The sequence below is a fragment of the Sphingomonas sp. Leaf357 genome, from assembly GCF_001423845.1.
Taxonomy (GTDB): domain Bacteria; phylum Pseudomonadota; class Alphaproteobacteria; order Sphingomonadales; family Sphingomonadaceae; genus Sphingomonas.
Genome location: NZ_LMPM01000001.1, coordinates 290,933 through 315,301, shown reverse-complemented (window position 1 = coordinate 315,301; position 24,369 = coordinate 290,933). Strand labels below are relative to the sequence as shown.

24 protein-coding genes are annotated in these 24,369 nt (G+C 64.8%); 6 read left to right on the top strand and 18 right to left on the bottom strand.

Translation table 11 applies throughout. The annotated features are described in order from the left end of the window. Positions 1-22: 22 nt before the first annotated feature. The 5 genes from ASG11_RS01495 to ASG11_RS01475 all read right to left on the bottom strand — a co-directional run bounded on the left by ASG11_RS01495 (position 23) and on the right by ASG11_RS01475 (position 3,852). Positions 23-1,129: a phage major capsid protein gene (locus tag ASG11_RS01495; RefSeq protein WP_236697343.1), complete on the bottom strand. Its 1,107-nt coding sequence runs from the start codon at positions 1,127-1,129 to the stop codon at positions 23-25. 78 nt (positions 1,130-1,207) lie between these two features. Next, complete coding sequence (locus ASG11_RS01490; protein ID WP_236697342.1) at positions 1,208-2,041, bottom strand: S49 family peptidase; 834 nt, start codon at positions 2,039-2,041, stop codon at positions 1,208-1,210. Between the two features lie 41 nt (positions 2,042-2,082). Next, a complete protein-coding gene (locus ASG11_RS19435) occupies positions 2,083-2,577 on the bottom strand; it encodes an HK97 family phage prohead protease (protein WP_443024468.1) in 495 nt (164 codons plus the stop codon). 26 nt (positions 2,578-2,603) lie between these two features. Then, positions 2,604-3,290 (bottom strand): hypothetical protein, encoded by a 687-nt coding sequence (locus ASG11_RS01480; protein WP_156363608.1) that lies wholly within the window; start codon positions 3,288-3,290, stop codon positions 2,604-2,606. A gap of 100 nt (positions 3,291-3,390) precedes the next feature. Continuing rightward, on the bottom strand, positions 3,391-3,852 hold the full coding sequence (locus ASG11_RS01475) for a hypothetical protein (protein WP_156363607.1): 462 nt from the start codon (positions 3,850-3,852) through the stop codon (positions 3,391-3,393). A 68-nt stretch (positions 3,853-3,920) separates the two neighbouring features. Here ASG11_RS01475 and ASG11_RS18540 point away from each other — a divergent pair, with 68 nt between their 5' ends. Further along, the gene (locus ASG11_RS18540) at positions 3,921-4,184 is read left to right on the top strand and encodes a hypothetical protein (RefSeq protein ID WP_156363606.1); all 264 of its coding nucleotides are present in this window, start codon (positions 3,921-3,923) and stop codon (positions 4,182-4,184) included. A 621-nt stretch (positions 4,185-4,805) separates the two neighbouring features. Here ASG11_RS18540 and ASG11_RS01465 read toward each other — a convergent pair. The 3 genes from ASG11_RS01465 to ASG11_RS01455 form a co-directional block, all read right to left on the bottom strand. Then, the gene (locus tag ASG11_RS01465; protein ID WP_236697480.1) at positions 4,806-7,877 is read right to left on the bottom strand and encodes a phage/plasmid primase, P4 family; all 3,072 of its coding nucleotides are present in this window, start codon (positions 7,875-7,877) and stop codon (positions 4,806-4,808) included. 537 nt (positions 7,878-8,414) lie between these two features. Next, on the bottom strand, positions 8,415-9,251 hold the full coding sequence (locus ASG11_RS01460; RefSeq protein ID WP_055774244.1) for an arginase family protein: 837 nt from the start codon (positions 9,249-9,251) through the stop codon (positions 8,415-8,417). 12 nt (positions 9,252-9,263) lie between these two features. Continuing rightward, a complete protein-coding gene (locus tag ASG11_RS01455; protein ID WP_055774241.1) occupies positions 9,264-9,851 on the bottom strand; it encodes a TMEM175 family protein in 588 nt (195 codons plus the stop codon). Positions 9,852-9,995: 144 nt separating this feature from the next. On the opposite strand from ASG11_RS01455, the gene topA reads away from it, so the two are divergent. Beyond that, complete coding sequence (gene topA / locus ASG11_RS01450; RefSeq protein ID WP_055774239.1) at positions 9,996-12,584, top strand: type I DNA topoisomerase; 2,589 nt, start codon at positions 9,996-9,998, stop codon at positions 12,582-12,584. Between the two features lie 140 nt (positions 12,585-12,724). Here the strand turns inward: topA and ASG11_RS01445 are convergent, their stop codons facing one another. Beyond that, entirely contained in the window at positions 12,725-13,021 is a 297-nt protein-coding gene (locus ASG11_RS01445; protein WP_055774236.1) for a hypothetical protein, read from the bottom strand. 161 nt (positions 13,022-13,182) lie between these two features. Beyond that, on the bottom strand, positions 13,183-14,025 hold the full coding sequence (panC, locus tag ASG11_RS01440; RefSeq protein WP_055774235.1) for a pantoate--beta-alanine ligase: 843 nt from the start codon (positions 14,023-14,025) through the stop codon (positions 13,183-13,185). A 105-nt stretch (positions 14,026-14,130) separates the two neighbouring features. Here panC and ASG11_RS01435 point away from each other — a divergent pair, with 105 nt between their 5' ends. The 3 genes from ASG11_RS01435 (at position 14,131) to pgmG (ending at position 16,667) form a co-directional block, all read left to right on the top strand. Beyond that, entirely contained in the window at positions 14,131-14,937 is an 807-nt protein-coding gene (locus ASG11_RS01435; RefSeq protein WP_055774234.1) for a division plane positioning ATPase MipZ, read from the top strand. Then, on the top strand, positions 14,937-15,206 hold the full coding sequence (locus tag ASG11_RS01430) for a molecular chaperone DnaJ (RefSeq protein WP_055774232.1): 270 nt from the start codon (positions 14,937-14,939) through the stop codon (positions 15,204-15,206). Before ASG11_RS01435 ends, ASG11_RS01430 begins: the two co-directional genes overlap by 1 nt. 78 nt (positions 15,207-15,284) lie before the next feature. After that, positions 15,285-16,667, top strand: a complete 1,383-nt coding sequence (gene pgmG / locus ASG11_RS01425; RefSeq protein WP_055774230.1) for a phosphoglucomutase/phosphomannomutase PgmG — start codon at positions 15,285-15,287, stop codon at positions 16,665-16,667. Positions 16,668-16,692: 25 nt separating this feature from the next. Here pgmG and ASG11_RS01420 read toward each other — a convergent pair whose 3' ends face one another. Genes ASG11_RS01420 through ASG11_RS01410 form a run of 3 tightly spaced genes read right to left on the bottom strand, consistent with a single transcriptional unit; the run spans position 16,693 to position 19,452 of the window. Further along, positions 16,693-17,919, bottom strand: a complete 1,227-nt coding sequence (locus ASG11_RS01420) for an SAM-dependent methyltransferase (protein WP_055774228.1) — start codon at positions 17,917-17,919, stop codon at positions 16,693-16,695. Positions 17,920-17,959: 40 nt separating this feature from the next. Then, a complete protein-coding gene (locus ASG11_RS01415; protein ID WP_055774226.1) occupies positions 17,960-18,718 on the bottom strand; it encodes a molybdopterin-dependent oxidoreductase in 759 nt (252 codons plus the stop codon). After that, a complete protein-coding gene (locus ASG11_RS01410; protein WP_055774224.1) occupies positions 18,715-19,452 on the bottom strand; it encodes a cytochrome b/b6 domain-containing protein in 738 nt (245 codons plus the stop codon). The genes ASG11_RS01415 and ASG11_RS01410 overlap by 4 nt, the downstream gene beginning before the upstream one ends. Positions 19,453-19,541: 89 nt before the next feature. On the opposite strand from ASG11_RS01410, the gene ASG11_RS01405 reads away from it, so the two are divergent. Continuing rightward, positions 19,542-20,153: a flavin reductase family protein gene (locus tag ASG11_RS01405; protein WP_055774222.1), complete on the top strand. Its 612-nt coding sequence runs from the start codon at positions 19,542-19,544 to the stop codon at positions 20,151-20,153. Positions 20,154-20,156: 3 nt separating this feature from the next. Here the strand turns inward: ASG11_RS01405 and ASG11_RS01400 are convergent, their stop codons facing one another. From ASG11_RS01400 to ASG11_RS01380, 5 genes are all read right to left on the bottom strand, one after another. Beyond that, positions 20,157-20,891 carry a sulfite exporter TauE/SafE family protein gene (locus tag ASG11_RS01400; protein WP_269083391.1) on the bottom strand — a complete coding sequence of 245 codons (735 nt, stop codon included), beginning with the start codon at positions 20,889-20,891 and terminating at the stop codon, positions 20,157-20,159. Positions 20,892-21,090: 199 nt separating this feature from the next. Continuing rightward, on the bottom strand, positions 21,091-21,492 hold the full coding sequence (locus ASG11_RS01395; RefSeq protein ID WP_236697340.1) for a GAF domain-containing protein: 402 nt from the start codon (positions 21,490-21,492) through the stop codon (positions 21,091-21,093). A gap of 368 nt (positions 21,493-21,860) precedes the next feature. Next, the gene (gene rlmN, locus ASG11_RS01390) at positions 21,861-23,069 is read right to left on the bottom strand and encodes a 23S rRNA (adenine(2503)-C(2))-methyltransferase RlmN (RefSeq protein ID WP_055774216.1); all 1,209 of its coding nucleotides are present in this window, start codon (positions 23,067-23,069) and stop codon (positions 21,861-21,863) included. A gap of 36 nt (positions 23,070-23,105) precedes the next feature. Continuing rightward, the gene (locus ASG11_RS01385; protein ID WP_168371677.1) at positions 23,106-23,609 is read right to left on the bottom strand and encodes a hypothetical protein; all 504 of its coding nucleotides are present in this window, start codon (positions 23,607-23,609) and stop codon (positions 23,106-23,108) included. Continuing rightward, positions 23,606-24,271 carry a histidine phosphatase family protein gene (locus tag ASG11_RS01380; RefSeq protein ID WP_055774213.1) on the bottom strand — a complete coding sequence of 222 codons (666 nt, stop codon included), beginning with the start codon at positions 24,269-24,271 and terminating at the stop codon, positions 23,606-23,608. The genes ASG11_RS01385 and ASG11_RS01380 overlap by 4 nt, the downstream gene beginning before the upstream one ends. Between the last annotated feature and the right edge of the window lie 98 nt (positions 24,272-24,369).

Genomic DNA, 24,369 nt, shown 5'->3' with positions numbered 1-24,369 from the left:
ATGGATCTCGGCACGGCCGAGGTTACGCGCGCTCCGCCAGCGTCACGAAATAGGACTTCACGCTGCCGCCATTCGCAGGCGTGACGGGCTTCGACAGGATCGGCTGGCCGCCGACCCGAAATACCCAGCGGAAGGCCCGAATGTTGTAGTCGAAATACAGGTGGATCGAGTCCGCGAAGCTGACGCCATTCAGCTTGCGAAACGCCTCATAGCCCTTCGGATTTACGAACTGGATATCGCCGTACTGCCCCACCGATCGCGAATGCTCGGTGGTGAAAACCGGCCGGCCAAGCAGCGTTCCGGCCGGGCCTTCCTGATAATTGCCCTGCCACACTGGCAAGCCAGCACTGTTCTTCATGTCCATCAATGCCGGCAGGGCGTCGCTGTTTATAAGCCAGCTTGCATTCGTCGGATTGATCATTCGCGCCCACATCTGGGATACGTTGGTCGCCGTGATCGTCGCCGCGATCTGGTTCGCATCTTTCGAGATCATGACCGTAGCGGGCGAGTTCATCCACCCAAGCGGCTTTTCGATGCCGTCGCCGTACATAAAGGCGTCGGCTGCTTTCCAGCGGATGGCGGCAGCGGCATGCGTCGTCAGCAAGTTGGCGATGCGCGGCGCATCTTCCAGCAATTCTTCCGTCACCAGCACCAAGGCATAAAGCTCGCCGAGCTTCACTTCTCGCGGCGTCAGTGCCATGCGGCTTGGCAGCATCTGCTCGCCCTCCGAGCGCCATTGCGCCCGGACGCCGCTGTTGCCCCAAGGGGTCGTTTCGTCGCCGAGGCCGACGACGCGGTTGGACGCCGTAACCTCGGGCACGATCATATCCATCACCGGATCGGAGCCGTCCGAAAACACCAGGTTGACGATCTGTTGGCGGAACTCGGCCGGGACGAGGAAGCTGCCGGCGGCGTCGCCCGTTTCCATGTGGACATTGGCCGGCACCGCAAGGCGAGTGTCAAAGCGGAAGCGATCTCCGGCTGACGGATTGGCAAAACGAACGGCCTGCGCAAACTCGCCAAGGCTCGCGAAACCGTCGTTGTCGAGCGGGGCATAGTTCGTAGCGAATGTCGCCGCCTGAGACCGTGTTGCTCGCCGGGCGGCAGTCATCGTATTGGCCTTACGCATCGTTTTCTCCATCTTCGAAGATGGATGTGGCCGGTTCGACTGGCAGCGAAAAGTAACGTTCCGTTGCCAGCGGCCCCGTCAGATCGAGGCGGCCATTTCCGCGATAGCGGCCTGCCTCCGCATAAGTCCGAGCCGACCTTGCGGCGACACGTGGTGCCCGATCACGTCGCGCAGCGTGGCGATGCCGTCGATCGCGCCCCGACTTAGCGCACGTCGCGCGGAGAAAGTTCTGCCAGTGCCATGCACCATGGCGACGTCGCCAAGCTTCATCCCCCGGCCGCGCGCAATCGCGCGCATGAAGCTGCGATTAGATTCATCGACACCGAACTGGATCTCGCTGCGATCCTCGTCCGACAACGGCGCATGGGGATGCGCCGCGATCTTGTCCGGATGGGAGCCGATCAGCGTTGTTGTCATTCCCAACAGGCGCTCGAAACCGGACATATCCGTGTGGCCCGATCGAACACCAACCGATCCAACCTCTCCCGATTTGGTTACGTAGAATTTCGATGCCTGAGTTGAGAGCCAGTATGCCGCCGAAAAGCTAAAGGGGCTGGCGACCGCGATTACCGGCTTGATCGCTCGCGCGGCAAATATGGCGTCGGCCGCCTCGGCACAGCCCCATACTGTGCCTCCGGGGCTGCGCACATGAAGTATGATCGTGCCGATCCGGCTATCGGCAGCCGCCTCGCGCACGCCGTTCGCGATCGTCTCATAGGACGTGCCGCCGGCATACATCCCTTGCGGTGCAAGCACTCCGACCACCGGGAGGACGAACAATGCGCCGTCCCGTACCGGCTGAGCTGGCTTCGCCGCATCCTTCCCTCCCGAAAAGCCGGCCGCGAGCCGCATCAACGTCTCGGGCAAGAGCGTCTCAATCGCCGCGCGCTTCAGCATCGCGTCGAGGAACATAGGGTGCATGGCCCATTGGGTCTGCGCGGTGAAATCCGCGATCACGCCGCCAACCCGACACGGCCGCCCAGCCAATGGGGCAACACCGCCGCCGCGTGCGCCGGCAACCCGTGCGGCACGTTGGCTGCGTGCCAGCACGCGGTGCCAGGACATGCTCCGCGCGGACAGATGCTGATCTCGCTCAGCGCTGCCCTCGAAATACTATCGAAAACTACCCCGCCTTGGCTCACGACCGTATTCGCCTCGATCGCGAACCCAGCGGAGCATTGTGCGTACCGTCCGTCCGCGACTCCACACACGAGACTGTGAGCGCTGGCGGGCGGCCTGAAGGCGAACGCAAGCCCGTAAGCATCAGGCCAGATGCGCAGATCGAGAGACTCACCGGCTCCGTACGACTGTGCCCTGCGATGCATAAACCAGATTTCGATGCTGGCGGCGTCGTAGGTGAAACAGTTTCGCTCGAAGCGTGCAGGCCGCGAAAGATGCGGCGCATTCGGCCGGCCGATCGGTCCAGTGACGACACCCCAGCGGGCCACGTAGCCATGGATGCCGGCCCGCCAGCTCACCGGGTATACTCGCGGGCGCGGCGTTCAATTTCATCGAGCTGGCCACCCTGCCGCATGGCCGTGCCGGGGGAAAAACTCGGGAGGCGGGCATCGTACCCAGCTTTTGTCACCAGCGTTCGCGCTGCCTCTTCTCGGTCGAAAGCCTCCCGCAGTTGCGCGACAGCGACAGCGATATCGGCCACGGCCGCTTGGTGCGCAGGGCGCATAGCATCGGCCGCGTCTATCGAGCGCTCCGATCTGATCTCGGCAACGACTCCCTCCTGTGTTCGCAGTGCGACGCCATAGACCTTCAACTGTTGTGATAGGCGCGCCTGCTGACTCTTCAGCTCTTCGAATCCTTCGAATGCCTCATTGGCGCGCCCGTCTAAAATGGCCTGCGCCTGTTTAGCCGTCTGATCTTCCTGTCGCGCCGCGATACCGCGCGCAATTTCGGTAACGGCTTTTCTGAGTTCGGTCTCACTCACGCTCCGCGCACGAGCAATGTCGGCACGCTTTTCCGCCGCTGCGGCATAATCCGCGAAACTTGCGAGCGGCGTGACGTTAGGTAAGCGGTACTTTGACCAACGTAGCAAAGTTTCGCGCTCACCCCGTTTCAGGGCGCGGAGGGTCCACGGTTCGTCAGCATCCTCCCAATCGTCGGCGCGGACGGTGTTTTCGGCTTGCGATGCTTTGGAGAGCGTCATGGTTTCCTCTTTCGGTGCGTTGCGGCGCATTCAGTGGCCGTGGTTTCGGGGATCATGGTGGCAGCGAAAAGCGTCCTTCCGCTGCCAGCGGATTTCCGTTTCATGATGCCAACACTAGGCGGATGGTCCGCTCGCTGGGGATGGTCGTCGGCAGGCGGGCGATATGAAACAGGAACTCGCGCGGCATCCCGACATAGCTGCTTGGCATTTCCTCAAGCGTCGCGTCTGCTCGCGCGGCGCGCCGCCAGTATGTATTGGCAACAGCGGCGATCTCACGCGCTTGAGCGCTGGGGCACATCTCGGCGAAGTGGCGGCGCGCCATGCTGCGCAAGAGCTGATTACGGCTGGCGATCCGATCCACAGTCAAAGCCGATCGCTGTCCGGCCGTGGCTTTCAGCCCCAGAGCGGTAACAGGGTCCAGCCCGTTGAGGATCGCGCCGATCGCCTCGGCCACAGTCGCGACAGACGCCTCGCCGGCAGACGCAAGCACGTCGCGAGCGCGGCGTAGATCGCCGACCGTTGGGCGCACGCCAGGCACGTCGAGGCGGCCGGCATCCATCACGTTGCGGGCACGTCCGAAAGATCGAACAGACCCGGCAAAACATGTTGCTTCGACGGTATAACAGCCGCTTGCTTTTCCGCGAGGCGGCGCAGCCGGCGTTCGTTCCGGCCGTCGCGCCAATGTTCTCGAATGAATGCGGCAGCGGCATCGAGATCGAGAATGTACGGCTTGCCGTACTGCCCGCGCTGGATCACGGGAAAGTCCTTCCGCGCCGCGATCAGCCGGCGGATCGATGGAACGCTCGGCATGTCGCCGATCCGGCCCAGGTCATCGAGCGTCCCGAGGTTCATCGGCGCACCGAAGCGGTCAGAGAATTTATTCGCTTCAATTGAGGCCGCGAGCCGCCAAAGGTCGGCCGCATCTCACCTAGCCGGTTGGCAGCCCCACGATGCCCGGTGATGCGCGGGATGGCCGTCAGACCTTCCGAAGCAATCTCACGTCCAGAGAGGCATTCTGAGGCCGCTACGGCAGCCGATTTGGCCGAGGCGACCCCCGAAAATCCGCGTACCGAGAAAAAAGTCCCTGCGTGCGGGTACAGGTGGTCTAGGTCTGGACCCTCGTCCCAGATTTGACCCCCCCCGGGGGGCTGGCGGTCGCGCCCGCCGACGCACGCGCTGGCGACCGCGCCAGCATCTGCGTTCCGGCTCGACGGTGCGGGTTGAAGTCGAGACCGAGCCACCGGTAACGATCCTCCCGCAACCTTCCCACCAAAAGCCTCGATCCTCCCGACCCGGTTTTTAGGCATATCCTTAGTTCCTAATAACTTAGTTTCTTTCCATGGGAGGTTTGGGAGGGTTGGAAGGGTTATTGAATATGTTGTCCTGTGCATGCGCCTGCCTGCATGCGCATGATGTACGGAACATCGCCAAAACCGTTCCAACCCTCCCAAACCCGCAGAAAACTCCCGTTTCTGCTTCCCAAAACCTTCCCACTTCCTTCCCAGCACGGGAGGATTAGAGCGGACCATCATCATCCCAATCCGGCGGGGGTCTGGGGGACGGAGCCGGCGCGGCGGTGGGCAGGGCCTCTCCGAGGACGCGCACGCGCCCCTCATCATCCACGAAGTCGGAAGCGGCACGGACCAGCCGAAGGTCCAGCCAGTGCATCCCGTTCGACTTGTGCTTTCGGTATCCCTTGTCTGTCATCGCACCGGAGAAGCCCTTGTTGGACCACTCACGCTCGCCTGCCGCCTTGGCCCATGCGACGAAGACGCCATGAAGGATCGAGGACTGGACGCTGCTCTGGTCGTCGGGAACCACGCACTCACGCAGGAAACGGGCGAGCGGGTCGCTGGCGTCGCGGTACGCCTGAGTGTCCGCTGTCACCGTTGCCGGCTCGATCAACCCATGCTTGAGATAGTCGAGGAGGCCATCAACCAAGCGCATGAAGACGCCTGAGGCTTCGCGGCTCTTGATCTTGTCGAGGAGCTGCGGATCCTTTTTGGGCGTGCCATCATCGTGGAATTCGAGGTCGATGTTCTTCAGCCATGAGATGAGCTTCATCCGGCTCCAGATACCGTCATCGGTATCCGGGATGCCCGGTTTGCTGTTGCCGCTCATGATCAGCTTGAAGCGCGGTAATAGTTCGAAGAAACCGCGATGTAGGGCGCGCGTCGGGATCGGCTCGCCGCCGGTGACGAACTTGATGAGGGCTGCGTTGAGCTTGGCATCCCGATCTGGTTCGGACGCGCGCAGCATGCGCACACCGCCAAGCCGGGCGAGATCCGGTGACGCTTGATCGCCACGCTTCTTGATGCCCTGGTCGAGGAACGTCTCGATCAGCGTTGTAGCCGCATAGTCGCCCAGCGCGTGACACCACGCATCAATCGTGGTTGATTTACCGTTTCGGCCGCGCCCGTAATTGTACCAGAGCTTGTGTTCGCCGGTTAGGCCCGTCGCACCATAGCCGCCCACTTGGTGGAGGTATCTACGCATGACCGGGTCCGGCTGCGCCCATTCCAGCATCGAGTCGTACAGCGGGGCGGTGGCGGCCGGGTCGTAGACGATCGGCGCAAGCTTCGTATTGTAATCCTCGCGACGATGGTCCGAGAGTTCCACGCTAGCCCAACCGGTGCCGTCCGCGTGACGCCCATGATCGAACCGAAGTGTGCCGTTCAGGACGCCGATCGCCAGCGGATCGCGATCGAAATCCTCGATCGGCACCGTCAGCCAGCGGCGCGCCAGCTTCGCCACGCTCTCGGGTTTGCCCGTCGTTTCCGACCGCCGGCCGAAATTGCGCACTGTCTCAGAGAACAACTCAAACGATTTGCCCTTGTGGCTCCACCGGTCGAGCGCGTGCGCATCCTTCACATCGGGAGATATCACCTTGCGTTCGGTATCGAGATCGTGACGCACGCCCGTGCCGGCGATCGCCTTAGCCTCCGCCTGGATCATGCGAATGGTCTCGAAGACAGCTGCGATCACTTCAGCTGGCGGCGTTTTCTCCTCTTGATCGAGAACCTTCCATCGACGGCCGTCCCAGCCCAGCCAGCCCTTCGCAGTCGTGAAACGGTAATTGGCACCGAACCGTTCGCGGAACCGCTCTGCGATGCCGAAATCGGTAAGTGGGTATCTCGAACATGCCAGCGTCACGAGAATGGGTGTGATATCGAACCCGCGTTGCCCGCCGGCGGTAATGGAACGCTGAATTTCGTCGTCGGCGCCGGGAATATCTGTCGCCGCAGCCGCCAGCTTTCCAGATGCGGCCGAGAGATCCATCAGCCCTGCCGCGCTACGCCGGCCGATGGCAAAGGCAAGCGCCGTTGCGGCCTCGATCGTGCCGTCGAACCCGGCGAGCTGTCGCACGAACCACGATTCGGTGATGTTGATGACCCGCGTCCGATCCGCCACACTCAGCGCAGCAGCGTCGCTTACCTTCCCATCTCGGGAGGATTGATCATCGCCGCGTTTACGGTGGGAAACCGCGCGCCCCGCTTGCGCGGCCGGGTGGCTATCGTGGCTATCGATCGGCGCGAAGGGGCGATCCGCATCATGCGGGCGCGTGAGCTGGTGTGTCGATCGGCGCGCAGACGCGCCAATCAAGGATAGGTCGCGCGGCTTGGCTCGCCCGTTTTCGATGCCGTTATCGATCGCAGTGGCGTGGGACTGATAGGCAGATGGATCGAAACCCCTTACTACCTCCAGCAGCGACATCCGGACGATCGTTTCGGAGAGCGCGCCAGCGCCTACGAACTGCCCCAGATTGAACGCCGCATGGTAAGCCCCTTGGTTGCGGCCGTTATGTCGGCCGCCACCCTTAGGGGTTGCCGCCAGCTCTGATATCTCGCGATCGAGCGCGTTGAGCGCGTACCGGCGATGCGCTTCATCGACATCGACCGCGAACGATGTCGTGGTCATGCTAGCCTGCGAAGGATCGGCGCGAGTAGAGCCGGGCTTCGCGCGGAGCAATTCCACCACGGCCATCGGCAGTTCGGCGATTCGGGAGGCGTCGGCGTCCGATAGCCATCGATAATCACCCGGCGCGTTGTCAGCGTCGCCGTCGAAGTGGCTGGGGGAAACGATGACGTATCCGCCATCGCCGCGGACATCGATGTGTCTCGGTAGGCTGCCGGGGTTGCCGATCGGCGTGCCGGCCGGCATTTTGAACCAGTGATGTTCGCCACCCGAACGGGTGATGCCAATCAGCGTATCAGGCAGATCGCCGTCGGTGACTGCGGCTAGCGCTGCCTTCAAGCGATCGAGCGTCCAGACCTCCTGTCCAATGATTTCGCCGGTCGCGTCGTCAACAATATCATCGGTTCGTGGATCAAAGTCGATCACCAGCAAGCCAGCCGCGCCGACCGCTATACCGATCATTGCGCGCGGCCACTTCCGCCACCACTGCCGAATTTGCGCCTCGTCCGTTGAAGCCTTTTTGACGCCGCCGGAGTTTTTTATGGGCGTGCCATCCGCGTCCCTGTCGCGAGGCAATAGCGGCCGCTTTGTACGAGGATCACACGGAAAAACCGGCCACCCGCGTTCGGCGTAGCTCAGTGCGGCGGCAAGCAAATCGTCGCAAATGCTCACCGGCAACAATCCAGCCCGATCACATCGCCTGATCGAGCCAGGTCGATACCGCCACGGCGCGGGAGCGTGACGGGTTCACCTCCAACATCGGCAAGGCGATGAAGCGCCAAAAACTCTGCGCGCCTCCGGGAGGCGCACCCGATCGGCGGGAAGCGCAAGTCGATTCGACGGTTCGCGAAGAACGTCCAGATTACAAAGCGAGGGCCGCGCTCATGCTTCCCCCGTTCGATGAGCTGGACGGTGCGGCACGGTGAATACCAGCCGCGACCGCGCAATTTTTCGGGACCAACAGGCCAACTGGAGTTCTGCCGATTTAAATTGTCAGGACGGCCCGTTCTTGCCGTTACCGACTCGGTGGTGACCCCCCGATGTTTGGCCTTGGAAGCCTCAGAACGGTTAGCCACTTCATGATGCGGCCCCCTCGGTAACTGTTGCGCCGGTTCGGCCCGGTTTGACACGCTAACTTGTTGAATTTGCCTCTTAGAGCCAGCCCTCACGGGGCATCCAGCGATTTCCCCATGGAACGTGAATGTCGCGTCAGGTGCGACCGGCTGCCTGAAGCGCCGTCAGAACCGGGTGGATCGCGACGAGCAGTTCGGAACGCTCGCTCGGCGTACCGTCCGGCCACGTGGCTTCGTATTCCGCGATCTCCAACCCCACCGGCCGATGCAGTGCGAGCATTTCGAACGCTTCGCGCAGTTCGGCCCATCCGAGACCGCCGGCCATCTGATATTCGGTCGCCAGCAGACCTGCGTCGAGCACGTCGCAGTCGAGGTGGATGTACACGCGTCGCCCGCGCAGCGCCTGCTCCAGCCGCGCGGCCAACCCGTCGCCCACCGGCAGCGCAACGATCTGTCCCGAATCGATCCGTGCCTGTTCCGGCGGGTCCAGATCGCGGGCTCCGACGAGGATGACGTTGGCCAGGTTCAGACCCCGACCCAATCCGGTGTCCCACTCGCCGGCCGCGCCGGTCAGGACCATGCCGCCAAGATAATTGGCGGCGGCGGCGTCGCCCGTGGCCGGTACGTTGCAATCGCCGTGCGCGTCGAACCACACGATCGCCACGTCGGGGTGATGCCGCGCGATCGGCGGCAACGTGGCGATGCTGGCGGCACAGCGGCCCATGGTGAGGATCAGGCCGCCATCGTCGCGCTCGAGCCGTTCGGCGACCTGTTGCGACAATGATAGCAGGTTCGGCATCGCGGCGTGCAACTGTTCCGCCCATCCGCCGCGCACCGGCGGAACGGCTTCGCCGACGATCCGGGCGGGCACGCCGTATCGCTCGGCGATCGCCGTGCCGAGTGCGACGGAGCCGCGCATCCCGCGCTCGTTCCGGTCGCCCGCATTGCCGGCGTAGATGACGATCTCCATCATCGGATCACCAGTTCATTCCCTGGCCTTACGCCACTCGCGCCGCACCAGCCAGCCGATCAGCGGCGATCCGAACGTCAGCACGATCAGCGCCCCCAGCGGACGCACCATGCCGACGGCGAAGGCGAGCGACCCGATGATCAGCGGGATCCAGCTCGACCGGCGCATCATCCGCACGTCTTTTGGATCGGCGTCGTCGCGCAGCGCGTCGGCATCGCGCATCGCGGTGACGATCAGCCAGTGGTTCATGAGGCCGAGCACCATCAGCCACCCGGCATAGAGGCCGACGCCCACGCGCAGTTCGACATAATCGCTGAACACCGCGGTCGGGAACGGCATGAACGCCACCGCCATCAGGAACAGCAGGTTGATCCACACCAGCCGCTGGTCGAGCCCTTTCAACAGACCCATCGTCCGGTGATGCCCGACCCAGAAGCGCCCGACGACCATGAAGCTGACGACGAACCCGATATATTTCGGCAGTTGATCGAGCAGCGCCTGCGCCAATGCCAGGTCGGTGCGGACATGCACTTCCGGCACGCGCACCTCGATCACCAGCAAGGTCATGGCGATCGCGAACACCGCGTCGGAAAAGAACGTCATCCGTTCGAGTTGTTTGTGCCCGTGATCCACATTGCCCCCTGTTGCCCGGCCGTATCTATGCCGACCCTGTCCACCCGGCTATTGACGATGCCCGCGCCGGCTTGCCACCCTCGCGCGTACACGTAAGGACATTCGCACACCCCCATGCAGCTCGTCATCGTCGAATCGCCCGCCAAGGCGAAAACCATCGAAAAGTATCTGGGGAGCGACTACCGCGTTCTCGCCTCGTACGGCCATGTCCGCGATCTGCCGCCGAAGGACGGATCGGTGAACCCGGAAGAGGGGTTCGCGATGGAGTGGGAGAATTACGCCGACAAGTCGAAGCAGCTGAAGGCGATCACTGATCTCGCCAAGACCGCCGACCGCCTGATCCTGGCGACCGATCCGGATCGCGAGGGCGAGGCGATCTCGTGGCACGTGCGCGAGGTGCTGCGCGCGCGGAAGGCGCTGCCCAAGGAGGTCGAGCGGGTCACGTTCAACGCGATCACCAAGGCGACGGTGACGGAGGCGATGAAGCATCCGCGCGAACTGGACGACGATCTGATCGACGCCTACCGGGCGCGCCGCGCGCTGGATTATCTTGTCGGCTTCACGCTGTCGCCGGTATTGTGGCGCAAGCTGCCGGGCGCGAAATCGGCCGGGCGCGTGCAATCGGTCGCGCTGCGATTGATCGTGTCGCGGGAGCGCGAGATCGAGGCGTTCCGGGCGCAGGAATATTGGTCGGTCACGGCCGATCTGGAACAGGACGGCACGCCGTTCCTGGCGCGCCTGGTGACGTTCGAGGGCAAGAAGCTCGATCGCCTGTCGATCGGCGAGGAAGGCACCGCGCTCCGGGCCAAGGCGGCGGTCGAGGAGGGGCGCTTCTCGGTCCAGTCGGTCGAGACCAAGCCGGCGATGCGCAACCCGCCGCCGCCCTTCACGACGTCGACCCTGCAGCAGGAGGCGGCGCGCAAGCTGGGCTTCTCGGCCGATCATACGATGCGGATCGCGCAAGGGCTCTACGAGGACGGCTCGATCACCTATATGCGTACCGATGGCGTGCAGATGGATTCGAGCGCGATCTCGGCCGCGCGGCTCGCCGTCGCGAACCGCTATGACGCGAGCTATGTGCCCGACAAGCCACGGCAATATACGTCGAAGGCGAAGAACGCGCAGGAAGCGCACGAGGCGATCCGGCCGACCGATTTCGGCAAGGACAAGGTGGGGTCAGGCGATTTCGCGCGGCTCTACGATCTGATCTGGAAGCGCGCGCTGGCCAGCCAGATGGCGAGCGCGCGGATGGAGCGGACGACGGTCGAGCTGCTCGACGGTTCGGGCCGGACGGGGCTGCGTGCGACCGGGCAGGTGGTTCTGTTCCCCGGCTATCTCGCGCTCTACGAGGAAGGCAGCGACGACACGCAGGACGAGGACGCCAAGCGCCTGCCGCGCCTGCGCGAGGGCGACGCGCCGGCCAAGAAGGCGGTGCATGCCGAGCAGCATTTCACCCAGCCACCGCCGCGTTTCTCCGAAGCGAGCCTGGTCAAGCGGATGGAGGAGCTCGGCATCGGGCGGCCTTCGACCTATGCCTCGATCATCAAGACGCTGAAGGATCGCGCGTACGTCCGGGTCGAGAAAAATCGCTTCTTCGCCGAGGAAAGCGGACGCCTGGTGACGGCATTCCTCGAACGTTTCTTCGAGAAATATGTCGGCTATGATTTCACCGCCGGCCTCGAGGACGAACTCGACGAAGTGTCGGGCGGGCGCGCGGAATGGCAGGCGGTACTCGCGGCGTTCTGGCAGGATTTCAAGCCGCGCACGACCGAAGTGATGGAGCAGAAACCGTCCGAGGTGACGGCGGCGCTCGATCTGTTCCTGGAACCGTATCTGTTCCCGGCCCAGGCCGATGGCGGCGATGCGCGGCTGTGCCCGAATTGCGGTCAGGGGCGGCTCGCGCTGCGCGGCGGGAAGTTCGGTGCGTTCGTCGCGTGTTCGAACTATCCGGAATGCAAATATACAAGGCGCTTCGGGCAGGGCGGTGGCGAGGATGGCGGCGATGCCGGGCCGGAGACGCTGGGCAACGATCCCGAGACGGGCCTGCCGGTCGAGCGCAAGTCCGGGCGGTTCGGGCCGTATATCCAGCTGGGCGAAGGCAAGGAGGCGAAGCGAGCGTCGATCCCGAAGGACCTGCCCGGCGAACTCGATCTGGAATGGGCGCTGAAGCTGCTCGGCCTGCCGCGCACCGTCGGCACGCATCCCGAAAGCGGCGAGCCGATCACGGCGTCGATCGGGCGCTACGGGCCGTATCTGGCGCATGCGGGCAAATATGCCCGGCTGCAATCGACGATGGACGTGTTCGAGACCGGCATGAACGCGGCGGTGGTCAAGCTGGCCGAGGCCGCGGCGGGCGGCGGACGCCCGCAGCGCGGCGCGCAGGCACCGCTCAAGGTGCTCGGCCTGCATCCGCGCACGGAGGCGGAGATTAAGTTGATGGAGGGGCGCTACGGTGCCTACGTCACCGATGGCGAGACCAATGCGACCCTGCCGAAGAGCATCGAGAAGGATGCACTGACGCTGGAGGAGGCCGCGCAGTTGATCGACGCGCGCGCGGCGGCGGCACCCGTCAAGAAGGGCAAGAAGAAGGCCGCACCGAAAAAGGCGGCGGCGAAGAAGCCGGCTGGAGACAAGGCACCGGCCAAGAAGGCGGCGGTGAAGAAGGCTCCGGCGAAGAAGGCGGCCGTCAAAGCGGACGCATAATCCTCCCCGGAACGGGGAGGGGGACCGTTCGCGTTCTTCACGCGAAGGATGGAGGGTGTTGGCCGCAGCGTAGCGATCGCGGAGGCCTCCCTCCGTCATGCTGCGCATGCCACCCCCCCCGTGCCGGGGAGGATCGAGGCTTATGCCGCGCGGCGCTGCGTCATCTGCAGCCAGGCGCGGGCCGCGGTCTGCGCGGTGGCGATTTCGCGGGCCGACATGTCTTCGGCGATTTCGGCGCGGCAGGCTTTCGCCGCTTCGCTGCCGCCGACGGCGGCCAGGTTGAACCATTTGTGCGCTTCGATCAGGTCGATGTCCACGCCGCCGCTACCGCTCGAATATGCCATGCCGAGATCGTAATAGGCGTCAACATCGCCGCGTGCCGCGCCAGCCAACCGGCTGTCGATCAGGAACTGCGCACTCTTCAGGCTGCTGCCCATGGTCTTTAACCCCCGTTAACCAAAATCCATGCGACGACCATGCCGGGCCGGGGTCAAGAAATGGTTAACGACGATTGCGGAGGCGCGAAAAATGAAAAACCGTTTCGGGTCTATGGCGGCAAATCGCAAACAGTTGGTGAACGACCCGGCGAAAATCATACCTACGCGATCGGGGCCACCGCCAGATTGTCGATCAACCGCGTCGTGCCGATCCTGGCGGCGGCGAGCAGGCGACGTTCGCGCGTCGCATCGGGGGCGCCCAGCGTCTCGGCATCGACCAGTTCGACATAATCGATCGTGAACCCCGCCGCGATCAGCGCCTCGCGCGCCGCGTTCAGGGCGTCCTCGGTATCGTCGCCCTTGGCGATCGCCTTTGCCGCCACGCCGAGCGCCCGGGGCAGCGCGACCGCGCGGGCGCGCTCGCCTTCGTCGAGATAGATGTTGCGCGAGGACAAAGCGAGCCCGTCATCCTCGCGCTGGGTCGGCACGCCGACGATCTCGATCCCCATGTCGAGATCGGCGACCATGCGGCGGATGACGGCCAGTTGCTGAAAATCCTTTTCGCCGAAATAGGCGACGTCCGGGCGGACCTGGTTGAACAATTTGCTCACCACCGTCGCCACGCCGTCGAAATGCCCGGGCCGCGCCGCGCCGTCCAAGCCGTCGCTCACGCCCGAGACCGACACGTTGGTGGCGAAGCCGGCCGGATACATCAGATCCACCGGCGGCATCCATAGCAGGTCGCAGCCCGCCTCGGTCAGCATCCGCGTGTCGGCCTTTTCGCGCCGCGGATAGCGCGACAGATCCTCGTTCGCGCCGAACTGCTTGGGATTGACGAAGATCGACGCCACCACGCGCGTGCCGGGGCGCTTCGCCGCCTCGATCAAGGCGATATGCCCGGCGTGCAACGCGCCCATCGTCGGCACCAGCGCGATCCGGCCGCCACCCTCGCGCAGCGCGGCAATCCCGTCACGGAGCAGTTCGAGGGTACGGATGGTTTGCACGGGCGAGGGGCCTTCGATAAGGGTTCGGGGACAAGGGTGGCCGGGTCTTCTATGGGGGGCCTATCGACCTAGCAACCAAGCAGGCACCGGGGGCAAGTTTTCGAAGTGACGACGGTTGCGCAAAAGCCACACATCATCGTCTTCGCCAACGAAAAGGGCGGAACGGGCAAATCGACCACGGCGGTGCATGTCGCGATCGCGCTGCAGACGCGTGGCGCGCGCGTGGCCGCGTTCGATCTCGATCATCGCCAGCGCACCACGGGGCGTTATCTCGATCTGCGCGCCGAGACGCAGCGCCGATCGGGCAAGGATCTCGCGATCCCGCGCCACGCGACGCACGATGGCGAGAGCCTGGCGCGTTTCACCGAGACGTTCGATGCTCTGTCCGAGGGCAGCGATTTCCTGGTGATCGACACGCCGGGCCGCGACGATCGCTTCGCGCGGATGGCGGCGCAGCGCGCGGATACGCTGGTGACGCCGATGAACGACAGCTTCGTCGATTTCGATCTGATCGGTCAGGTCGATCCCGACACCTACAAGGTGACCCGGCCGAGCTTCTACGCCGAACTGATCTGGGATGCGCGCAAGGCCCGTGCGAAGGCGGATGGATCGACGATCGACTGGGTCGTGCTCCGGAACCGCGTCCAGCATATCGAGGCGCGCAACATGCGCCGCGTATCGGAGGCGCTCGACCAACTGGCCAAGCGCGTCGGCTTCCGGATCATTCCGGGGCTGGGCGAGCGCGTGATCTATCGCGAGCTGTTCCCGAAGGGGCTGACGATGCTCGACGCGCGCGACTTCGGCGAGATGGGGTTGAGCCACGTCGCCGCGCGGCAGGAATTGCGCGAGATGATGGCCGCGCTGGCCCTGCCCGAGATTGCGAGCTCCGCGAACCTTCCGCTCTTCGCCTGATGTCGAAGCTGCTTCTCGTCGGGCTGATCCTGTTCGCCGGCTGGCTGCTGCTGCGCAAGCCCGCGCGCCGGCCTGCGCCGAGGGTCGTCCGCCCGACCTATGCCGAGGCCGAGGCGCGCTCGCTGCTGGGCGTGGGCGAACAGGCCGATGCCGAGGCGATCCGCGCCGCGCATCGCCGTCTGATGAGTGCGGTCCATCCCGATCGCGGCGGATCGGCCGACCTCGCCAGCCGGCTCAACGCCGCGCGCGACCTGTTGTTGAAGCGTTAGAGTATCGCCGCATAAGAATTGAACATAATCCCGCCGCGCGCTTTTCAGCGTGTCGAGCCTGAATTTCAAGGAGCCCCGATGACGCACCGTTTCGATCCCACGTCCCTGCGCGAATACGATATCCGCGGCATCGTCGGCAAAACCCTGGGCACGGCCGATGCCAACGCGATCGGTCGCGGCTTCGCCACGCGCGTGCGGCGCGCAGGCGGTACGCGGGTTGCGGTCGGTTATGACGGGCGGACGTCGTCGCCGGAGCTGGAAGCGGCATTGGTTGCCGGCCTGACGGCGGGTGGCGTGGACGTGGTGCGCACCGGCATGGGGCCGACGCCGCAGCTATATTATGCCGAGGCGATCCTCGAGGTCGATGGCGGCATCCAGATAACCGGCAGCCACAATCCCGCCGAGTATAACGGCTTCAAGATGGTGCTGCAGCACAAGCCGTTCTTCGGCGCCGATATTCAGGATCTGGCCAAGCTGGCCGAGGCCGGGGACTGGGAAGAGGGCGAAGGCACGGTCTCGGACGTCGATATCGTCGACGATTATGTCGGGCGGCTGATGGCGGGCTATGCCGGCGGCGCGTACCGCATCGGCTGGGATGCCGGCAACGGCGCCAGCGGCCCCGTGATCGAGAAGCTCACCAAGCTGCTGCCGGGTGAGCATCACCTGCTGTTCACCGACGTGGACGGCAATTTTCCCAACCATCATCCCGATCCCACCGAGGAGAAGAATCTCGCCGATCTGAAGGCGCTCGTCGCGGAGAAGAAGCTCGATTTCGGACTGGCATTCGATGGCGACGGCGACCGGATCGGCGCGATCGACGGCGAGGGCCGCGTCATCTGGGGCGATCAGCTGCTGTCGATCCTGGCGGTGCCGGTGCTGAAGGAGATGCCCGGCGCGACGATCATCGCCGACGTGAAGGCGAGCCAGATGCTGTACGACCGGATCGCCGAACTGGGCGGCAAGCCGTTGATGTGGAAGACCGGCCACAGCCTCATCAAGACCAAGATGAAGGAGACCGATTCACCGCTGGCCGGCGAAATGAGCGGTCACATCTTCTTCGCGCACGAATATTACGGTTTCGACGATGCGCAATACGCCGCCGTCCGCCTGATCCGCGCGGTGCACATGATCGGCAAGTCGATGACCGAAATCCGCGGCGCGATGCCGGCGCTGGTCAACACGCCCGAAATGCGTTTCCAGGTCGACGAATCGCGCAAGTTCGCGGTGGTCGAGGAAGTGCTCGACCGGCTCGAGGCCGAGGGCGCCGATGTCGATCGCACCGACGGCGCGCGCGTGAACACTCCGGACGGCTGGTGGCTGCTGCGCGCCTCGAACACGCAGGACGTGCTCGTCGCGCGGGCCGAGGCGAAGGATCAGGCCGCGCTCGACCGGCTGCTGGCGATGATCGACGCGCAACTGGCGGCAAGCGGACTGGAACGCGGGCCGCAGGCGGCGCACTGAGTTCGCGACGTGCCGGCTGAGGGGGTCAGCCCCTCAGCCGGCGCTCTTCCTCGAACATATAGTCGCGCGTGATCGGCACGCCGAGCCGGCTGCGCGTCAGCTGCACCTGATAGTTGCACAGGCCGCCATAGCGGAACGCCTGGCTCGCGCCCGCCAGGTAGAAGGTCCACATGCGGTAGAATCGTTCGTCGTACAGAGCGACGATCTGATCCCTGGCCGCCACCGCACGATCGTACCAATCGTCGGTGGTGTAGGCGTAATGCAGCCGCAGCACCTCGATATCGGTCGGGAACATGCGCAACCCTTCATACCCGCGCACGATTTCCGACAAAGCGGGGCTGTAGCCGCCAGGGAAGATGTATTTCGCGGTGAAATCGTCGGTGACGCCGGGCTGGCCCATGCGCCCGATCGTGTGGAGCAGCATCACGCCGTCTTCGGTGAGCAGTTCGCGGCATTTGCGGAAAAAGGCGCGGTAATGCGCCGGGCCGACATGTTCGAACATGCCGACCGAGACGATCCGATCGAACCGTCCGGTAACGTGGCGATAATCGATCAGCTCGAACTTCACCTGGTCCGCGACGCCAGCGTCCCGGGCGCGGCGTTGCGCCACCTTCAGCTGCTCCTCGGACAGAGTGACGCCGAGCACCTCGGCACCGGTCTGGGCATGCAGGTACAGCGCCATGCCGCCCCAGCCGCAGCCGATGTCGAGCACCTTCATGCCCGGTTTCAACGCCAGCTTGGCGGCGATATGCGCCTTCTTGTCGGCCTGCGCCCGTTCGAGGCTGTTGGCGGGATCGGTGTAATAGGCGCAGCTATATTGCCGGTCGGCATCGAGGAAGAGATCGTAGAGCCGGTCGCTGAGATCGTAATGGTGCGCCACGTTGCGCTTCGATTTGCGCGCCATGTTGATGCGGTTGAGCCGGTGCGTGACGGCGGCGACCGCGCGACGCGCCGGGGACGGCTTCAGCCCGCGCCCGCCGGCTTCCCACGGGCCGTTGCCCGCCAGCAGGTTCACGAGATCGCGAATGTCGCCCTGCTCGATCAGCAGGCGTCCGTCCATGAACGCCTCCGCCGCGCCCAGCCCCGGATTGCGCACGATGAAGTTGGCCGCGCCCTTGTCGGCGAAGCGGATCGTCACGTCCCGAAAGGCGGGATCGGGCGTGCCGAAGTGGGAGGTGTTGCCGTCGGCGTGGTGGACGGTGAGTTGCCCGCGCTTGACGCGGCGAGCGAGAAACAGATCGATCAGAGCCATGACCCGGTTCCGTAACGATTCCGGCCGTCAAACGGAACGGTCAAATGCCCGCATACCAATCATAATCGATGCGATCTTCCCAATATCCGCCCTTGCCCTGGCCGATTCCGGCGAGCGACGCCACGGCGTCGACCGCCATGACGTACTTGGCATGCTTGTAACCGAGCTGGCGCTCGACGCGCAGGCGGATCGGCGCGCCGTGGCCGACGCTCAACACCGTGTCGTTCATCGACCAGGCGAGGATCGTCTGCGGATGGAAGGCATCGCCCAGATCGATCGATTCGTAATAGGGCGCGCCGCCATAGAGATCGGCGCAGGTGAACACGACGTAGCGCGCATTCGGCCGGATCCCGGCGGCCTGCAGCAGTGATTTCAGCGTCGGCCCGTGCCATTTGCCGATCGCGCTCCAACCCTCGACGCAATCGTGGCGCGTGATCTGGGTGCGCGACGGCATCGATCGCAGCTGCGCGAGCGAGAGCGAGAGCGGGCGCGCCACCAGCCCGCCGACTTTCAGGTGCCAATGCGCGAAATTCTCCGCCACCATCGCGGTGTAGGCGGGCGTGCCGGGATCGGCTGTGCCGTTGGTGCGGAAGCGCGGCGACATCTGGTCGGGACGGAATTCGGGGGCGAGCGCATCGCGATCGGTCAGCAGGCGCTGCAGATGCTGGTTGATCTTCTCGCCCGAGAACAGAATCTGCCGGAACTGCTCGTTCTGCGCGAACCGGTCGCATCCGCCGAGCAGCAGCCCGGCCGAGGCTGCCGCGCCGCCGATCAGCGTGCGTCTCGTCAGGACGGTCATGCCTCTTCCTCCGGCGGCACGGTCCAGCGCCCGGTGATCATCGATCGCACCTCGTTGATCGGCCCGGCGAGGATCACGAGTGTCAGATGCACGATGATGAACGCGACCAGCCCGGACGCGGCGATGAAATGGATCGAGCGCGCCGATTGCCGCCCGCCGAACACGTCCAGCAGCCACGGCCAAGCCGCGTTCATGCCCGGCGACATGGTCAGGCCGGTCAGGATCATCAGCGGGATCAGGATGAAGATCACCAGCACGTAGGACAGCTTCTGGAAGATGTTGTACGCGGACGGATGCTTCGGATCGTGGAAGCGGAAGGCGAGATGCTCTTTCAGATCGTGGAGCAGGGCGGCGGGGCGCAGCTCGGTGAGGCGGACGCGCAGGTCGCGCTGGAAATGCCGGTTGATCAGGCTCGACACCATCAGGAACACCAGGCCGAACGCGAAGACCAAAGCGAAGGTCAGGTGCCAGCGCCGCGCGATCGCGAGATTGTAGCCGGCAGGAATCGTCAGATAGCTCGGCCAATGCGGCGTGTGCAGCCAGGCGTGATCGAAATTCGCGCCATACGCGCCCCAATACAGATGCGGATGCGCGTTGAGGATGGTCAGCCCGCTGCCGATCATGATGAAGATCGTCACGACGTTCAGCCAATGCCAGATGCGCGTCGTCAGCCGGTGGCGGTAGATCGACCGAGCGGGAGCCTGCAGGGGATCGGGGGATGTCGAATTTTCCATCTCTGCCCTCATTCGTATCCGCCGTGCGTTCGGTTACATAGCGGGTAAGTCGATCCGTTGAACAGCGATACCGAAGGACCACGCCGCGCATGCCCGATCCCTATTTCTACCAGCCGGCCGATGGTCACGGTCTGGCGCATGATCCCCTCAACGCGATCGTCGCACCGCGCCCGATCGGCTGGATCAGCACGGTCAGCGCGGCGGGGGTGCGCAATCTGGCGCCCTATTCGTTCTTCAACCTGTTCAACTATGCGCCACCGCTGATCGGCTTTTCCTCAATGGGCTGGAAGGACAGCGTCGCCAACATCGCCGACACGAAGGAGTTCGTCTGGAATCTCGCCACCCGCCCGTTGGCCGAGGCGATGAACGCAAGCTCGACCGCGGCCAAGGAAGACGAATTCGTCCGCGCCGGTCTGGAGGCGGCGCCGTCCCGCCTCGTCGCCCCGCCGCGCGTCGCAGCCAGCCCGGTGGCGTTCGAATGCCGGCTGACGCAGTTGATCCGGCTGCAAACGAAGGAAGGCCGTGACCTCGATCAATGGCTGGTGCTGGGCGAGGCGATCGGCATCCATATCGACCCGGCATTGATCGAGGAGGGCGTGTACCGGACGGCGAAGGCGCAGCCGATCCTGCGCGGCGGCGGCTGGGGCGATTATTTCGAGATCGGCGAGGCGCAATTGTTTCGCATGCGCCGGCCGGAGTGATCGTCACGCATAGGCGCGCCAAAAGAACACCGCCGTCGTCACGCCCGTGACGAGCAAGGTCCAGATCCGCACGGCGGCCGGCGGCAGCCGGCGCCCGACCTTTGCGCCGAGCCAGCCGCCGACGATCGATCCGGCCAGCATCGGCAGGCACGCCGCCCAATAGACGAGACCGGCGGCGACGAACACGATCGCCGCCGCCGCATTGGCCACCGCGAGCATCAGCGTACGCGGCGCGAACAGGGCGCGCGGCGTGACGCCGGCGAGCAGGCCGTAGATCGCGGTGGTCATCAGCCCGACGCCGCCGCCGAAATAGCCGCCATAGATGCCGAGCAATGTCTGCGCCGCGACCAGGCTGCGCGGGCCGATCGTGACGCGCGCATGTAGCCAGTCGGCGGCGCTGCGCCCGAACGCCAATACGACGAAGGCGAACAGCAACAGCCAGGGGATGATCACGTCGAACGCATGGCTCGGTGTCACCACCAGCAGCAGGCTGCCGGCCAGCCCGCCGACGAAGGTGATCCCGGCGAGCATTTTGTAGTCGACCCCACCGACCGGCCCCAATTCGTCGCGAAACCCGAACGCGCTGGTCGCGGCACCGGGCAGCAGGGCGACGTTCGAGGTGGCGTTGGCGACGTTGGCGGGCAGGCCGATCGCGATCAGCGCCGGCAGGGTCGCGAAGGTGCCGCCGCCGGCCAGGGCATTCATCATGCCGCCGATCGTTCCGGCACCGAGCGTCAGCGCGATGGTGATGGGATCCAGAATGTCCGCGCTCCGCCAGTGTCGATCAGCGCCCTAGCCCGATACGCCGGGTCAAGGCTAGGCTGCGCGAGGCATATGCACCGCGCGACTACGTGTCGGGCGATCGCGGGGGCATCCCGAAACCCGCGGATCGGATATTGTGACGGGGATGCGGCGATCGGCCGGTCGCGCCCGTCGATCATCCGCGCGCGGTGCGATGCGGAGCGACGCCCGCGCCGGCATGCCGCCGGAGCAAGGCGGTCACCGCCTGCGATACCCGGCGGAGAAAGGCGATTTCGCCGCTGGTCAGCGCCTCTCGCGGTTTCGCATCGAATACCCAGAGCGTCCCCAACGGCAGATTGTCGTCATCGACCAGGGCGATGGCAGCGTAGAACAAAACGCCCTCGGCTTTTCCGACAAAGGGATTGCCGCAAAACCGTTCGTCGTTCCGCGTGTCCGAAATGATCAGCGGTTCGTCGGGGTTGAGGATGGCGTGCGCGCAAAAGGACGTCGCACGATCATAGACCCCGACAGGAAATCCCGCCGCCGCAACCAGGATGGCGGACTCCTGATAGACGATCGTAATACCGGATCCGGCCACGCCAAGTTCATCGCGAACGACGTTCAATACCGGGGTCAGCGCCTGTCTCTGCACAAGCGTTAAAACACCGGACCGGATCACGGCGCGCTCGCGATTTTCCTCGTCCGGATGTTTGCTGGGAATTCTGTAGGTAGAAATACTCATGGGCTTGAAATCAAAACGAAAGCTTATGCCACGTCAATTATTTTCAAACCCATTTTGATTCTTAAATATTTGCGGCCCCCCGGAACTTTTGCGCGGCGCAACGTAAGCCGCAAATCTTTTAGCCCTTGGGCGAAAATTCACAAACGCATGAACTTCTTTGACGTCGCCAAACTCGTGCCACGACGGCGACAATAGGCTGTTCTCCGCCGCTTTCCGACCAATCGTCAACCCAACGCGGCCAGCTTCTCTTCGGCTTGCCGGTCGAGATCGGCGCGGCTCTGTTTCTCGCTGGCGGTCTTCAGCTGGCCGCAGGCGGCATCGATATCGCGTCCGCGCGGGGTGCGGATCGGGGCAGAGATCCCGGCGTCGAAGATGATGTTCGAGAACGACTTGATCCGCTCCGGCGTCGAGCATTCGTACGGTGCCCCGGGCCAGGGGTTGAACGGGATCAGGTTCACCTTGGCCGGCAGGTCGTAATGCTTAAGCAGGCGGACCAGTTCGTGCGCCTCGGCATCGCTGTCGTTCTTGTCGCGCAGCATGACATATTCGAACGTGATCCGCCGGGCATTGTTGGCACCGGGATAGTCGGCGCATGCCTGCAGCAATTCCTCGATGCCATATTTCCTGTTGATCGGCACGATCTCGTCGCGCACCTCCTTCGTCACGGCGTGCAGCGACACGGCGAGGTTGACCGCGATCTCCTGGCCAGCGCGCGCCATCATCGGCACCACGCCCGAGGTGCTGAGCGTGATGCGACGGCGCGACAGGCCGATGCCGTCGCCGTCCATCACGATCTTCAGCGCATCGCGGACATTGTCGAAATTATACAGCGGCTCGCCCATGCCCATCATCACGATGTTGGTCAGCATGCGCCCCTCGGGCTGGCTCGGCCATTCGCCCAGCGCGTCGCGCGCCAGCATGACCTGGCCGACGATCTCGCCCGGCGTCAGGTTGCGCACCAGCCGCATCGTGCCGGTATGGCAGAAGCGGCAGTTGAGCGTGCAGCCGACCTGGCTCGACACGCACAGGGTGCCGCGATCCGCATCGGGGATGAACACCATCTCGTAATCCTGCGAATCGTCGCTGCGCAGGAGCCATTTGCGCGTGCCGTCGGTCGACACCTGCGCCTCCACCACCTGCGGGCGGCTGATCACGAACCTCTGTTCCAGCCATGGCTGCATCGTCTTGCTGATGTCGGTCATCAGCGAGAATTCGGTCACGCCGCGATTGTAGATCCAGTGCCAGATCTGCTTGGCGCGCAGTTTCGCCTGTTTCGGCTCGAGCTGGGACGTCTCCAGCGCCAGGCGCAGGTCCATCTTGGTCAGGCCGAGCAGGTCGATCCGGCCATCGGCACGCGGCTTGAAGTCGCGCGGCACGGGCACGGGGTCGATGTGCCCCGGAATGGGCATGAGAGTCGTCGCGGTATTGGGCATCGCCGCCACATAGGCGAAATTGCCGGGAATTTCCAGCTACCGCGCCGCACATCCCAGCGACGCGGCGTCGATCGCCGTCGCGGCCCCGCGCAGGGCATAGACGTCGGCAAAGGGCTGGCCGCTCCTGCTCAACGATTCCACGCTCATGCTGCGGCCGGATCGGATCGCGGCGACGATCGCGGCGTCGGTGCGCGGGTCGGGCGACCAGGCGTCGGCGGAGCCGACGATCAGCGCGAAGCGACGCTCGCCGACCGACAGGGTGACGCGCGCGCGGGCATCGCGTTCGCGGCTCAGGCGGATGTGCAGCTGGTTGCGCGCGCCGCGCGCCGGCCAGCTGGCGATGCTGGCGAACGGGCGCCAGCGCGAGGCGCCGCCGGCCTGCACGGGCTGGGCGATCGCGTAGCACCGTCGTGGCGCCGGGTCGGCGAACGCGCCCCAGCGATCGAACACCCCCAACGATATCTTGGGCGACACGTCGGGCGCTTCGGCCGAGAGGGCCGGCGCGGCGAGCAGTGCCAGCAGCAACGGTAGCGCCTTCACGCGCCCCCGCCGCCGGTGCCGAGATGGACGATCCGCTCCACGCCGCCGTGGATCTCCACCACCGATCCCTGCGGCAGCCCGCGCAGGGCGGGCGCGTCGAACCCGGGCACGTCGGGCGCGAAGGTCAGCACGCCGCGCAGCACGCGGCTGGAGATGCCGTGCATGATGACGAGCCGGTCGCCTGCGTCCCCCGCCGTGTCCCGCGCCCAGCCGCCGACGCGGGCGGCGATCGCGGGATAGCGCTCGCCATCGGGGGCGCTGAGCAACAGGCCGCTGGCGGGATCGAACACCGGCCCGGCCTCGGCGATGACGTCGGCATAATAGCGCCCGCCCCAGCCGCCCATGCCGATCTCCACCAGTCGCGAGTCGGTTTTCGTCTCGTGCCAGTCGAGTTCCAGGTGTTCGGCGATCACCGCCAGCGTCTGCAGCGCCCGGCCGGTGGGGGACGACCATAAGGTCAGCGCCGGTTTCGCGCCCAATTCTGCGCGCAACGCGCGTCCCATCTCGTCCGCCTGGGCAAATCCGGCACGGGTGAGCGGCGTATGTGCGGCCTCGCCCTGCAATCTTTTCGCCGCATTGAACACCGTTTCGCCGTGCCGCGCGATGAAGTCGCGGCCCTGCCTCGGGCGTTCGTGCGGCGGCATTGTGGCGTTGGGATCCATCGCCCGTCCTTCAACCCCGTGTGGCGCAAAAGCAACGGATTTCCGCGTTTATCTGAGGTTCATGCAACCTCGAACCGAGCCGTTTATTTAGCTCGTCC

Coding starts and splice junctions, on each gene's coding strand:
- ASG11_RS01495 (WP_236697343.1), bottom strand. CDS start 1,129: ATGCGTAAGGCCAATACGATGACTGCCGCCCGGCGAGCAACACGGTCT.
- ASG11_RS01490 (WP_236697342.1), bottom strand. CDS start 2,041: ATGTTCCTCGACGCGATGCTGAAGCGCGCGGCGATTGAGACGCTCTTG.
- ASG11_RS01480 (WP_156363608.1), bottom strand. CDS start 3,290: ATGACGCTCTCCAAAGCATCGCAAGCCGAAAACACCGTCCGCGCCGAC.
- ASG11_RS01460 (WP_055774244.1), bottom strand. CDS start 9,251: ATGATGGAGATCGTCATCTACGCCGGCAATGCGGGCGACCGGAACGAG.
- ASG11_RS01455 (WP_055774241.1), bottom strand. CDS start 9,851: ATGACGTTCTTTTCCGACGCGGTGTTCGCGATCGCCATGACCTTGCTG.
- topA (WP_055774239.1), top strand. CDS start 9,996: ATGCAGCTCGTCATCGTCGAATCGCCCGCCAAGGCGAAAACCATCGAA.
- ASG11_RS01445 (WP_055774236.1), bottom strand. CDS start 13,021: ATGGGCAGCAGCCTGAAGAGTGCGCAGTTCCTGATCGACAGCCGGTTG.
- ASG11_RS01430 (WP_055774232.1), top strand. CDS start 14,937: ATGTCGAAGCTGCTTCTCGTCGGGCTGATCCTGTTCGCCGGCTGGCTG.
- pgmG (WP_055774230.1), top strand. CDS start 15,285: ATGACGCACCGTTTCGATCCCACGTCCCTGCGCGAATACGATATCCGC.
- ASG11_RS01420 (WP_055774228.1), bottom strand. CDS start 17,919: ATGGCTCTGATCGATCTGTTTCTCGCTCGCCGCGTCAAGCGCGGGCAA.
- ASG11_RS01415 (WP_055774226.1), bottom strand. CDS start 18,718: ATGACCGTCCTGACGAGACGCACGCTGATCGGCGGCGCGGCAGCCTCG.
- ASG11_RS01410 (WP_055774224.1), bottom strand. CDS start 19,452: ATGGAAAATTCGACATCCCCCGATCCCCTGCAGGCTCCCGCTCGGTCG.
- ASG11_RS01405 (WP_055774222.1), top strand. CDS start 19,542: ATGCCCGATCCCTATTTCTACCAGCCGGCCGATGGTCACGGTCTGGCG.
- rlmN (WP_055774216.1), bottom strand. CDS start 23,069: ATGCCCAATACCGCGACGACTCTCATGCCCATTCCGGGGCACATCGAC.
- ASG11_RS01380 (WP_055774213.1), bottom strand. CDS start 24,271: ATGGATCCCAACGCCACAATGCCGCCGCACGAACGCCCGAGGCAGGGC.